This window comes from Erythrobacter sp. W302b (assembly GCF_046452395.1).
In the GTDB taxonomy this organism is placed as follows: Bacteria; Pseudomonadota; Alphaproteobacteria; order Sphingomonadales; family Sphingomonadaceae; genus Erythrobacter.
Map to the genome: position 1 here is coordinate 2,502,865 of NZ_JBKFDH010000001.1, position 12,600 is coordinate 2,515,464.

The following is a 12,600-nucleotide window of genomic DNA, read 5'->3' on the forward strand; positions in this document are numbered from 1 at the left end:
CCCGAGCTGCCACCCGGCTTGCCGCTGCTGCCGCCGCCCGAAGAGGACGAGGACGAAGAGGACGACGAAGACGAGCTCGAGGACGACGACGAGGACGAAGACGAACCCGAGGATGTCACCGCGCCGGTCGAGGAGCTGACATTGCCCGAGGAACTGGAGACCGCACCCGTGCTGGACGACACGGCCCCGGTGCTCGTCGAGACCGCACCGGTCGAAGAGCTGACGTTGCCGGAGGTGCTGGTGCTCGACACCGCGCCGGTGCTGGTGGAAACCTGCCCGGTCGAGGTCGAGGTCGAAACCTGCCCGGTCGAAGAGCTGATCTGGCCTGACGACGACGTCGTGGACGTGCTGATCTGGCCCGAAGACGAGGTGGTCGAGGTGGAGTTGTCGATGTCGATATCGACCACGACGCCGCTCGATCCGCTGCTGCTGCTGCTCCCGGAGGTCGAGGTGGTGGTCGAGACCGAGACGTCGCCCGACGAGGAACCGCCGCCGCCGAAGAAGCCGCCGAAGAAGCCGCCCCCGAAACCGCCACCAAAGCCGCCGCCGAAGCCGCCGCCCCAGCCGCCGCCAACTCCGCCGCCGCCCGAAATTGGCGGAAGTGGCGGAAGCGGCGCAGGCATATAGGCCATCTGCGTGATCGGCGGACATTCATTGGCGTCGAAATAGGCCTGGGTTGCCCCGGCGGGCGCGCTGGCCGCAGCGACCGAGCCGGCCGGACCCACCGGCTGACATTCGATCGTGCGCTCGACAATCCGGCGGCGACGCTGTTCCGGCATCGGAATGTCCCGCTCGCGCGTCTTGATGTAGCGCGCGCCCGTCACCGGATCGACCGCAATGAGCTTGCCATCGATATTGGTCGAGTAATCCGGTGCGGCGGTGTTCATCGGTTCGGCCATGCGCACCGCGCCGCCTTGCAACAATGCGACACCCGCAGCAGCGGCGGAAAGCTTCGCGATGGCCAGTTTGAGCGACATAGTCGGTAACCCTGTTTGCCTGCGGGTTGGATGCGGACTGTCCGCACTTCCCCCAAATCCAGCGTTCTTTTGATGTCAGATGGCGCTGGCGGGCAATCCGCTTAACCACGCCGGAGCACCGGGAACGGCGGGAATCGGCCGGAAATCGCGGGATTTCGGGCGCGCTGTCCCGAACTGGCACCGAAAACAGGGGTCGGGTTAGCTGATCGGTTAACCAAATGGCCGGGGATCAGTCCTCGAACAGACCTGACTGGCTTGGGGGTGATTCTCTGGGCGGGGTCAGCTCCAGATGCGCCCAGCCGCCATCATTCAGCACCCGGCCTCGCGCAGTGCGGGCGATGAGGCCGAGCTGGATGAGGTAGGGCTCGACCACCTCTTCCACCGTGTCGCGCGGCTCGGAAAGGCCCGCCGCCAGCGTCTCTATCCCCACCGGGCCGCCCTTATAGGTGGTGGCGATCATCGTGAGATAGCGCCGGTCCATCGCGTCTAGGCCGAGCCGGTCGATCTCGAGCCGCGTCAGCGCCTCGTCAGCGACATGACGGGTGACAGCTGCCGCGCCCGCGACATCGGCAAAGTCGCGCACGCGGCGCAGCAGGCGGCCAGCGACTCGCGGTGTGCCGCGGCTGCGGCGGGCGATTTCGTGTGCGCCATCGGGCTGGATCGCCAGGCCGAGCAACCCGGCGGCGCGGGTCACGACGCGTTCCAGCTCCTCGTGCGTGTAGAAGTTGAGCCTGACCGGGATGCCAAAGCGGTCGCGCAGCGGCGTGGTCAACAGGCCCTGCCGCGTGGTCGCCCCGATCAGGGTGAAGGGCGGCAGGTCGATCCGCACCGAGCGCGCCGAGGGCCCCTCGCCGATAATGAGATCGAGCGCGCGGTCCTCCATCGCAGGATAGAGCACCTCCTCCACCACCGGCGAGAGGCGGTGGATCTCGTCGATGAAGAGGACGTCGTGCGGTTCGAGATTGGTGAGCAGCGCGGCGAGATCCCCCGCCTTGGCGATGACGGGGCCGCTGGTGGCGCGGAAGCCCACCCCCAGCTCGCCCGCGATGATCTGCGCCAGCGTGGTCTTGCCGAGACCGGGGGGGCCAAAGAACAAGGTATGATCCATCGCCTCCCCCCGCGCCCGCGCGGCCGCGATGAAGACGGCAAGGTTCCCCTTGGCCGCCTCCTGCCCGACGAACTCGGCGAGCCTGCGCGGGCGCAGGGCGGCGTCCGGGTCGCCGGGCTGGCGGGCGGGGGAGTGGAGGGGCTCAGTCATAAATCCCGTCATGCTGAACTTGTTTCAGCATCCATCGTGCGTCACCCTCAGCACCATGCGGCAAGAGCGCCAGCCCTGCGTCTACATCCTTGCGAGCCAGCGGCATGGCACGCTCTACATCGGTGTGACCAGCGACCTGATCGGCAGGCTGTGGCAGCACCGCAATGGCGTCGTCCCCGGCTTCACCCGCCGCTACAAGGTCCACCACCTCGTCCGCTATGAGCTGTTCGTCGAGATGGAGCGCGCGATCCTGCGCGAGAAGCAGTTGAAGCGCTGGCACCGGCAGTGGAAGATCAACCTGATCGAGAGCGAAAACCCCGATTGGCATGATCTGGCCGTGGGGCTGGGGTTTGCGCCGATGGATCCGCGCGGAAGGCCGGATGGATCCTGAAACAAGTTCAGGATGACGAAGGGAGGTGGCTCCCATCACCCCGCCGCCTTCTTCAGCGCCACGCGGATCAGATCACCCTCGCTCGCGCCCTCGCCCAATTCCTCGAGCGCCCCGGCCACGGCCTGCGCCGCCACCGCAGGCTTGAAGCCGAGGTTCTCCAGCGCGCTCGCCGCATCCGCGCCCTTGCTGCCTGCGGGGGCGGCGGCGGCCGAGACCGCAAACCCACCGCTGCCGCCCGGCATCCCGCCCGCCTTGTCCTTGAGCTCGTTGACGATCCGGCCCGCCAGCTTCGGCCCCACGCCCTGCGCCCGCGCGACCATTGCCGCGTCGCCCTTGCCGCAGGCGTCGCGCAGTTCTCCGGTCGAGAGCGCGGAGAGGATCGCGAGGCCGACCTTGCTCCCCACGCCCTGCACGCCGGTCAGCAGCCGGAACCAGTCGCGCTCCGCCTGCTCGGCAAACCCGAGGAGGCGCATGTCGTTCTCGCTCACCTGCAGTTCGGTGTGGACGGTGCAACCCTCGCCCACCTCGCCCAGTGCCGCAAGCGTGCGGCTCGAACAGTGGACGAGGTAACCCACCCCGCCGACATCGACCACCGCCCAGTCCTCGCCGGTCGCATCGAGCCTGCCTGAGAGCTTTGCAATCATGGTTTGTTCCTGACCTAATCTCTCTGGCTTGGCTAGTGTTCTGCCTCACAAATCCCCGTTCGCATCGAGCGAAGTCGCGATGCATCCATCAAGGTGTCTCGACTACGCTCGACACGAACGGGAGTTTGGGTAAAGGAACCGCCCCATGAGCTGGAACACCTTCGGGCGCGTGCTGCGCTTTACCACCTGGGGAGAGAGCCACGGGCCCGCATTGGGCGCGGTCGTCGACGGGTGCCCGCCGGGGCTCGCCATCTCCGAGGACTTCATCCAGCCCTTCCTCGATGCCCGCAAGCCGGGGACGAGCCGATTCACCACCCAGCGGCGCGAGGATGATCTGGTGCGGATCCTCTCGGGCACCTTCGAGGGCAAGACCACCGGCACGCCGATCAGCTTGATGATCGAGAACACCGATCAACGCTCGAAGGATTATTCCGAGATCGCCCAGCGTTACCGCCCGGGCCATGCCGATTACGCCTATGACGCCAAATACGGCATCCGCGACTATCGCGGCGGCGGGCGCTCCTCTGCGCGCGAGACAGCGGCGCGGGTCGCGGCGGGCGCGGTGGCGCGGCTGGTGATCCCGGAGGTCACCATCACCGCCTATGTCTGCGAACTCGGCGGCGATCGGATTGACCCTGCGAATATCGACTATGCCGAGATCGCCAACAACCCGTTCTTCTGCCCCGACCCCGAAGCGGCCAAGCGCTGGGAGGAAAAGGTCGATGCGGCGCGGAAGGCCGGATCGTCCCTCGGTGCGATCGTCGAATGCGTGGCGGAGGGCGTCCCGGCCGGCTGGGGCGCGCCGATCTATGCCAAGCTCGACAGCGACCTCGCCGCCGCGATGATGAGCATCAACGCGGTCAAGGGCGTCGAGATCGGCGACGGCTTCGAAGCCGCGCGCCTCACTGGCGAGGAAAACGCCGACCGGATGCGCCCCGGCCCCGATGGCAAGCCGATCTACCTCGCCAACCACGCAGGCGGCACCGCGGGCGGCATTTCGACCGGGCAGCCGGTGGTGTGCCGCGTGGCGTTCAAGCCGACCTCCTCGATCCTGACCCCGGTGGAATCGATCAATTCGGCTGGCGAGGCGGTGGACGTGGTTACCAAGGGCCGGCACGATCCGTGCGTGGGCATCCGCGGCACGCCGGTGGTCGAGGCGATGATGGCGCTGGTACTGGCAGACCACAAGCTGCTGCACCGGGGGCAGGTGGGCTGAGCGATAGCGCGGCAAGCACGCGCTGAAGTAGCGTAAGTGGTGGCGCGGCTAAAGCGGCAAGCCCGCTCAAGCAGCGGGATGCCGCCAAGCGACATTAAGCGTTACAAAGCGGACACCCTGTCCGCTTGGCTTGCCGGTGTATTTCTGAACGATTTCAATCGCCTCTGCCCGATCCGCCAAAGCGGACGGACAGGGAGCGGGGGCTTGTTTTGTGCTCCGGCGATCAACCGACCACTTGCGGCCAGACATGACAATGGGAAAGAGCCAAAGCCAAACCTAACGATTGGTAGGCTTGTAGGAAACGTCGGTTATCAATGGCCGCACGGCAAAACCTGCCATGCGGCTATCGATCACGGTGCGGTCATTTCCCCTCGTCGCCCCGTGCTTGACACGGGGCTTGGCTAACTTTCTGGCGCACTTGATCCGAACCACTGATCCCAAAGATCATCCCAGTCCGGATTATCCTTCTCGACCAGCACAAACTTCCATTCGCGCCGCCACTTCTTGACGAGCTTCTCGCGGACGATGGCGCCTTCGATGGTGTCGTGACGCTCGACATAAACAAGCCGGGTCTTGCCGAAATCCGCGACATGGCGCGAGCCGGTGCCCTCGCGGTGCTGGTAGACGCGGGCGAGCGCATCTGCGGTCACCCCGACATACATCCCGCCGCGATAGCGGTTCGCCATGAAGTAGACCCAGCCACCCTTCTCCATGCGCCGGGTATCGCGTCAATGCCGAAGAAAGAAAAGCCTAGCCCCGTGTCAAGCACGGGGCGACGGTGAAGATGGGGCAGTGTTTCACCCAATTCCGGTCATAGGGCAATCCATCGCCAACCTCCAAAAGCAGACCGGACGCGGCATTTGCCTGACCGCCAAATCCGATTGGTTCCCGGCCCACTCATTGAAAAAACCGATTTTCGCAATCGCACAAATCAACTTTTGTGCAGCGCAAAAACGCCTATCTGGGCACGGTCAGTTTCAACCCTCTTCCAACCACCCAACACAAGGACAAATTCCCATGGGTATCATCGGTTCGACCATCCAGCCGTTCACCGCCACCGCCTTCCAGAAGGGCAAGGACTTCTTCACCGTCACCGACGCGGATCTCGCGGGCAAGTGGTCGGTGTTCTTCTTCTACCCGGCCGACTTCACCTTCGTGTGCCCGACCGAACTGGAAGACATGGGCGAGAAGTACGCCACGCTTCAGGCGATGGGCGTCGAAGTCTACGCCGTCTCGACCGACACGCACTTCAGCCACAAGGCGTGGAGCGACACCTCGGACAAGATCGGCAAGCTGACCTTCCCGTTCCTGGGCGACCAGAACCACGTGTTGTCGAACAACTTCGGCGTGCTGCGTGAAGGCGTGGGCCTGGCCGACCGTGCGACCTTCGTGGTCGATCCGGACGGCGTGATCCAGATCATGGAAATCACCTGCGAAGGCGTGGGCCGCAATGCCAACGAACTGACCCGCAAGATCAAGGCCGCGCAGTATGTGCGTGCCAACCCCGGTCAGGTCTGTCCGGCGGCGTGGGAAGAAGGCAGCGACACGCTGGCTCCCTCGCTCGACCTCGTCGGCAAGATCTAAGCCTGCCCTTTCGGTCAGCGCGGGGCTTCCCCCCTCCCCCACGCCCTGCGCTGACTGACAAATCCCGAGTGGCTTGATGCCCTCGGGTCGTGACCGGGACCGGATGTGCCCGCCCCTTCTCCCCTTTTCGGGGCAAGTGCCGTCCGGTCCCGCGTTACCCAACCCTCACTGCCCCCTCCTCGTCACCCGCGAGGAGCCGGAGGCGACGCGGCAATCCATGGCCTGCTCTTTCCGCTTGCCGATAGGTCGATCCATGGATTGCCACGTCGCCCCTGACGGGGCTCCTCGCAATGACGAAGGAAACAGACCCATGCTTGACGCCGCCATGCAGGCCCAGCTCACAACCTATCTCGGCAATCTTCGCGAGGGGATCGAACTGGTCGCCAGCCTCGATGACAGCGAGAAGTCGCGCCAGACCCGCCAGCTGATCGAACAGATCGCCGGGCTGCACGATCTTGTGACCGCGCGCTTTGACGGGACCGATGATCGCAAGCCCAGCTTCATCATCCGCCGCGCGTCCGACGCCGAGAAGTGGGTGCGCTTTGCGGGCCTGCCGATGGGCCACGAATTCACCTCGCTGGTGCTCGCGCTGCTGTGGGCCGGCGGCCACCCGCCCAAGGTCGATGCCGACCTCATCGAGCAGGTGCGCGCGCTCGAGGGCGACTTCCATTTCGAGATGTTCTTCTCGCTCTCGTGCCACAACTGCCCCGACGTGGTGCAGGCGCTGACGCTGATGGCGCTCGAGAACCCGCGCATCACCGCGACGCTGATCGAAGGCGGCACCTTCCAGAGCGAAGTCGAGGCGCGCGACATCATGGCCGTGCCCGCGACCTTCCTCAATGGCGAGCCCTTCTACAACGGCAAGATGGAGCTGGCCGAGATCCTGGCGAAGCTCGACAAGAATGCCGATGCCAAGCAGGCCCAGAAGCTCGCCGCCAAGGCGCCCTTCGAGGTGCTGGTGGTCGGCGGCGGCCCGGCGGGCGCGGCGGCGGCGGTCTACACCGCGCGCAAGGGTTTCCGCACCGGCATCGCGGCGGAACGCTTCGGCGGGCAGCTGATGGACACGCTCGGGATCGAGAACCTCCCGGGCACGCCCTACACCGAGGGCCCCAAGCTGACCGACAGCCTGAAGAAGCACGTCGGCGAATATGAGATCGACCTGATGGACCTCGCCCGCGCGGTCGAACTGCGCGCGGCGAAGGACGTCGGCAGCTATCACGAAGTCGTGATGGCCAATGGCGCGACCCTGCGCGCCCGCTCGCTGATCCTCTCCACCGGCGCGCGCTGGCGCAATCTCGGCGTGCCGGGCGAGGCGGAGTATCGCAACAAGGGCGTCGCCTATTGCCCGCACTGCGACGGCCCGCTGTTCAAGGGCAAGCGCATCGCGGTGATCGGCGGCGGCAACTCCGGCGTCGAGGCAGCGATCGACCTGGCCGGGATCGTCGGCCACGTCACCCTGATCGAGTTCGACGTGAAGCTGCGCGCCGACGAGGTGCTCCAGCGCAAGCTGCGCTCGATGCCGAATGTCGAGATCATCACCAACGGCCAGACCACCGAAGTGCTGGGTGACGGCACCCGCGTGAACGGCCTCGTGGTCAAGAACCGCGCCAACGGCGACGAGCGCCGCATCGATCTGGAAGGCGTGTTCGTCCAGATCGGTCTTGTGCCGAACACTGAATGGCTGCGCGAAACGGGCCTCGAATTGAGCAAGTTCGGCGAGATCGTGATCGACGATCACGGCGCGACCTCCATCCCCGGCATCTACGCCGCGGGCGACTGCACCACCGTGCCGCACAAGCAGATCGTCGTCGCCATGGGCGAAGGCGCGAAGGCGGGCCTGGGGGCGTTCGACTTCCTGATCCGCAACGAGCCGGTCGAAGAGGTCGCGCAGGCGGCTTGAGGCAAAGCCCGCTCTCCTCTTTAGAGGAGGGCCGCGAGACTTGTGAGCTTGCTCGCTAGTCGCAGCGGGGTGGTGTCAGCGGCACACGCCACCACCCCCAACCCCCTCCTCTGAAGAGGAGGGGGCTTTTTTGTGCGCACCGACTCGGTCCACTAATCGCCCCACTCAATCAAAAAGCGCGTATTAATCGATTGGACGCGCCATCCTGAAAGCGTAATCTTCTCGCCATAGACCCCCGCAAGGGACGAGTCTGAACTTCGAGAGGAGACACATCATGGACGCAAAAACCGGAGAGATGAGCGGCGGTTGCCCGTTCCACGGCAGCATGGATATGCGGAACCTGCTGGGCCGCACCAATCGGGATTGGTGGCCGCAGGCGCTGCAGGTCGACATCCTGACCGAGCAGGGCAAGAGCGCCAATCCCTATGGCGAGGACTTCGACTATGCCGAAGCCTTCAACGCGCTCGATTACAAGGCATTGAAGGCCGATCTCACCGCGCTGATGACCGACAGCCAGCCGTGGTGGCCGGCGGATTATGGTCACTACGGCCCCTTCTTCATCCGCATGGCCTGGCACGCGGCGGGCACCTATCGCACCGGTGACGGACGCGGCGGCGCGGGCTCGGGCCAGCAGCGGTTCGCCCCGCTCAACTCTTGGCCCGATAACGGCAACCTCGACAAGGCCCGCCGCTTGCTGTGGCCGATCAAGCAGAAATACGGCAAGAACATCAGCTGGGCGGACCTGTTCATCCTCACCGGCAATGTCGCGATCGAGAGCATGGGCGGACCCGTGTTCGGCTTCGGCGGCGGCCGCGCCGATGTGTTCGAACCTGAGAGCGTCTACTGGGGCACCGAGGAGCAGTGGGTCAACGAAGGCGTCGCCACCCGCATCCAGCCCAAGGAAGGCAAGGCGCTCGAAAACCCGCTCGCCGCGATCCAGATGGGCCTCATCTACGTCAACCCCGAAGGGCCGCAGGGCAACCCGCATGATCCCGAGGGCATGGCCCGCGACATGCGCGAGACCTTCGCCCGCATGGCGATGAACGACGAGGAAACCGTCGCGCTCACCGCCGGCGGCCACGCCTTCGGCAAGGCCCACGGCGCGCACCCGGCCGACACCTTCGGCGGCGCTCCGGAGAGCGAAGACCTGCACCTGATGGGCTTCGGCTGGCTCAATGACGAGGAAGAAATCAAGGCTGGCAACATCACCACCTCGGGGATCGAGGGCGCGTGGACGCCGAACCCGACCCAGTGGGGCAACGACTACTTCCGCCTGCTGTTCAAGTATGACTTCGAGCTGGTGAAGTCCCCCGCCGGTGCCCACCAGTGGCAGCCGATCAACCCCGATCCCGAAGACATGGCCCCCGACGCGCGCGACCCGTCGAAGAAGGTGCCGACGATGATGACCACCGCCGACATGGCGCTCAAGAACGACCCGGAATATCGCAAGATTTCCGAGCGGTTCCTGAACGATCAGGCGGCATTGGACGATGCCTTCGCCCGCGCGTGGTTCAAGCTGTGCCACCGCGACATGGGGCCCAAGATCCGCTACCTCGGGCCGGAAGTGCCGGAAGAGACGCTGATCTGGCAGGACCCGGTTCCGGCGGGCACCACGCCTTCGGATGCCGAAGTCGCCCGCTTCAAGGATGCGATCCTGAACAGCGGCCTCAGCGTGCGCGAGCTGGTCAAGGCGGCCTGGGCCTCGGCCTCGACCTACCGCAACTCCGACCACCGCGGCGGTGCCAACGGCGCGCGCATCCGGCTGGAACCGCAGCGTTCGTGGGCGGTCAATGACCCGGCGGAGCTGGCGAAGGTGCTCGACACCATCGACGCCCATCGCGGAGCGCTGAGCATGGCCGACGCTATCGTGCTGGCCGGTTCGGCGGCGGTCGAAAAGGCGGCGCGCGATGCGGGGCATGATGTGACCGTGCCCTTCCTCGGCGGGCGCGGCGATGCGACCGAAGAGCACACCGACGCGGCGAGCTTCGAGCCGCTCGAGCCCTTCGCCGATGGCTTCCGCAACTACCTCAAGACCAAGGCCCAGGTCCGCACTGAGGAGATGCTGATCGACCGGGCGCACCTGCTCGGCCTGTCGGTTCCCGAGATGACCGTGCTGGTCGGTGGGATGCGCGCGCTGGGTGCGGTGAGCGATCACGCCCACCACGGCCACCGCATCGGCGTGCTGACCGAGACCCCGGGCAAGCTCACGCCCGACTTCTTCCGCAACCTGCTCGATATGGGGACCAAGTGGTCGCCGGTCGATGACAGCGGTGACGAGGAATATGTCGGCGTCGACCGCGCGACGGGCGAGGAGAAGTGGCGCGCGACCCGCACCGATCTCGTCTTCGGTTCGAACTCGATCCTGCGCGCGCAGGCCGAGGTCTATGCCGAGAGCGGGAACGAGGGCAAGTTCGTGTGCGACTTCATCTCGGCCTGGAACAAGGTGATGAACGCCGACCGCTTCGACGTGAGCTACGCCAAGTACCACGCCTGAGCGGTGACACGCTGACCCAGAAGGGCCTCCGGTGGCGACACCGGGGGCCTTTTTTCTCGCCGTGGCCGTTCCTCGTCATTGCGAGGAGCCACTGGCGACGCGGCAATCCAAGGGCGACCGCAGCCCACACCAAGAGCCCGGGCCATGGATTGCCACGCCTTCGGTTCGCAATCACGATGGTTGAAGGTTTGCACGACTTGCTTAGGGTGCGGCCCCATGATCAAACTTGCACCCCTCCTCCTTACCGCCACCGCTCTCCTCGCGGCCCCCGCCCTCGCGCAAGAGGCCGCGCCCAACCCCGCCACCAGTGCCCCCGAGGCCACCGCCGGGATCGGTCCCGGCGCGCGGCCCGTCGGCGCACAGTGGAGCCGCTCGCCGGTGGTCGCCCCGCATGGCATGGCCGCCACCGCCCACCCGCTTGCGACGCAAATCGCGCTCGATATTCTCAAGGCGGGCGGCTCTGCGGTCGATGCGGCGATTGCCGCCAACGCAGCGCTCGGGTTGATGGAGCCCACCGGCAACGGCATCGGCGGCGATCTGTTCGCGATTGTTCACGATCCCAAGACCGGCCAACTGATCGGCATCAACGGATCAGGCCGCTCGCCCAGCGGCCAGACGCTCGACCAGCTCAAGGCCAAGTTGCCCGCCGGCGCGACCAGCCTGCCTCCCGTGGGTGTGCTGCCTGTCACCATCCCCGGCACGGTCGATGCGTGGTTCGATCTCCACGCGCGCTTCGGCAAGCTGCCGATGGCCGACGTCCTCGCCCCAACCATCCGCTATGCTCGCGAAGGCCACCCGGTCGCCCCGGTGATCGCGATGTACATGGAGCGCGGGCTCAAGAATTACGAACGCCAGCGCACCACCACCCCGTTCGAATTCGCCAATGCCCGCGCGACCTATTTCAAGGAAGGCCGCGCACCGCGCCCCGGCGAGATGTTCCGCAACCCGGATCTGGCGAACACGCTGGAGGCCATTGCCGCTGGCGGGCGCGATGCCTTCTACACGGGCGATCTGGCCAAGGTGATGGTCGATTACCTGCGACGGCAGGGCAGCGCCTTCACCCTCGCCGATTTCGCCGCACATGACAGCGCGTGGGTCGATGTTGCCTGCGTGGCATACCGCAAGGGCTACGAGCTGTGCGAACTGCCGCCGAACTCGCAGGGCTTTGCGGCGCTCCAGATGGTCAACATCCTGAAGAATGTCGACCTCACCCAGTGGGAGCGCGGCAGTCCTGAAGTGATCCACTATATCACCGAGGCCAAGCGTCTCGCCTTTGAAGATGCCGCCCGTTTCTATGCCGATCCGGCCTTCGCCCGCGCGCCCGCGGAATTGCTCACCGACGACTACGGCAAGCAGCGCTTCGCCCTGATTGACCCGGCCAAGGCCACGCCCGCCTTCACCCCCGGCGCGTTGATTGCCCCCAAGCTGGAAGGGCCGGGCGACACCACCTACCTCACCGTCGCCGACAAGGACGGGATGATGGTGAGCCTGATCCAGTCGAACTATCGCGGCATGGGCGGCGGGCTGGTGCCCGACGGGCTGGGTTTCATGTTCCAGGACCGGGGCGAGCTCTACAGCCTCGATCCCGCGCACCCCAATGCCTATGCGCCCGCCAAGCGCCCGTTCCAGACGATCATCCCGGCCTTCATCAAGAAGGACGGCAAGCCGTGGATGAGCTTCGGGCTGATGGGCGGCGGGATGCAGCCGCAGGGCCATGTGCAGGTGCTGATCAACCTCGTCGATTACGGGATGAACCTGCAGGAAGCGGGCGATGCGGCGCGGTTGCACCATGATGGCGGCCGCCAGCCGACCGATGCGCTGGCGGGCAGCCCCGCCGACACGGCGCCGGTCGATATGCTCGGCGTGCTTCAGCTCGAGCCCGGCATCCCGGCGGCGACGGTCGAAGCCCTGCGGGCGATGGGCCACCGGGTGGAAGTGGAGAAAACCGGCATCCCCTTCGGCGGCTATCAGGCGATCGTGCGCGATCCGGTGAGCGGCGTCTACACCGGTGCGACCGAAATGCGAAAGGACGGACAAGCCAGCGGCTACTGATCCGCCCGCGCGTTAAGCGAGTGGCAGTTTGCGTTAACCAGCCCTTCACGGAATCCGGGCAAATACTTGTTATACAGTAGGGAT

10 protein-coding genes are annotated in these 12,600 nt (G+C 65.9%); 7 read left to right on the forward strand and 3 right to left on the reverse strand.

All coding sequences use genetic code 11. From position 1 onward, the window contains the following. Positions 1 to 18 precede the first annotated feature (18 nt). Positions 19 to 627, forward strand: coding sequence for a hypothetical protein (locus ACLBKT_RS11845; protein WP_410183119.1), 609 nt, complete (start codon positions 19 to 21; stop codon positions 625 to 627). 579 nt (positions 628 to 1,206) lie between these two features. On the opposite strand, the gene ruvB is transcribed toward ACLBKT_RS11845, so the two are convergent. Then, complete coding sequence (gene ruvB / locus ACLBKT_RS11850; RefSeq protein ID WP_410183120.1) at positions 1,207 to 2,235, reverse strand: Holliday junction branch migration DNA helicase RuvB; 1,029 nt, start codon at positions 2,233 to 2,235, stop codon at positions 1,207 to 1,209. Positions 2,236 to 2,290: 55 nt separating this feature from the next. On the opposite strand from ruvB, the gene ACLBKT_RS11855 reads away from it, so the two are divergent. Next, complete coding sequence (locus ACLBKT_RS11855; protein WP_410183121.1) at positions 2,291 to 2,626, forward strand: GIY-YIG nuclease family protein; 336 nt, start codon at positions 2,291 to 2,293, stop codon at positions 2,624 to 2,626. Positions 2,627 to 2,661: 35 nt separating this feature from the next. On the opposite strand, the gene ruvA is transcribed toward ACLBKT_RS11855, so the two are convergent. Continuing rightward, on the reverse strand, positions 2,662 to 3,270 hold the full coding sequence (gene ruvA / locus ACLBKT_RS11860) for a Holliday junction branch migration protein RuvA (RefSeq protein ID WP_410183122.1): 609 nt from the start codon (positions 3,268 to 3,270) through the stop codon (positions 2,662 to 2,664). Between the two features lie 145 nt (positions 3,271 to 3,415). Here ruvA and aroC point away from each other — a divergent pair, with 145 nt between their 5' ends. Beyond that, positions 3,416 to 4,486 carry a chorismate synthase gene (aroC, locus tag ACLBKT_RS11865; protein WP_410183123.1) on the forward strand — a complete coding sequence of 357 codons (1,071 nt, stop codon included), beginning with the start codon at positions 3,416 to 3,418 and terminating at the stop codon, positions 4,484 to 4,486. Between the two features lie 401 nt (positions 4,487 to 4,887). On the opposite strand, the gene ACLBKT_RS11870 is transcribed toward aroC, so the two are convergent. Then, positions 4,888 to 5,199, reverse strand: coding sequence for a GIY-YIG nuclease family protein (locus ACLBKT_RS11870; protein ID WP_410183124.1), 312 nt, complete (start codon positions 5,197 to 5,199; stop codon positions 4,888 to 4,890). A 304-nt stretch (positions 5,200 to 5,503) separates the two neighbouring features. On the opposite strand from ACLBKT_RS11870, the gene ahpC reads away from it, so the two are divergent. From ahpC to ACLBKT_RS11890, 4 genes are all read left to right on the forward strand, one after another. Then, on the forward strand, positions 5,504 to 6,070 hold the full coding sequence (ahpC, locus tag ACLBKT_RS11875; protein ID WP_104941341.1) for an alkyl hydroperoxide reductase subunit C: 567 nt from the start codon (positions 5,504 to 5,506) through the stop codon (positions 6,068 to 6,070). 310 nt (positions 6,071 to 6,380) lie between these two features. Next, a complete protein-coding gene (ahpF, locus tag ACLBKT_RS11880; protein ID WP_410183125.1) occupies positions 6,381 to 7,970 on the forward strand; it encodes an alkyl hydroperoxide reductase subunit F in 1,590 nt (529 codons plus the stop codon). A 274-nt stretch (positions 7,971 to 8,244) separates the two neighbouring features. Beyond that, the gene (gene katG / locus ACLBKT_RS11885; protein ID WP_410183126.1) at positions 8,245 to 10,464 is read left to right on the forward strand and encodes a catalase/peroxidase HPI; all 2,220 of its coding nucleotides are present in this window, start codon (positions 8,245 to 8,247) and stop codon (positions 10,462 to 10,464) included. 216 nt (positions 10,465 to 10,680) lie between these two features. Continuing rightward, positions 10,681 to 12,516, forward strand: a complete 1,836-nt coding sequence (locus tag ACLBKT_RS11890) for a gamma-glutamyltransferase family protein (RefSeq protein ID WP_410183127.1) — start codon at positions 10,681 to 10,683, stop codon at positions 12,514 to 12,516. Positions 12,517 to 12,600 lie beyond the last annotated feature (84 nt).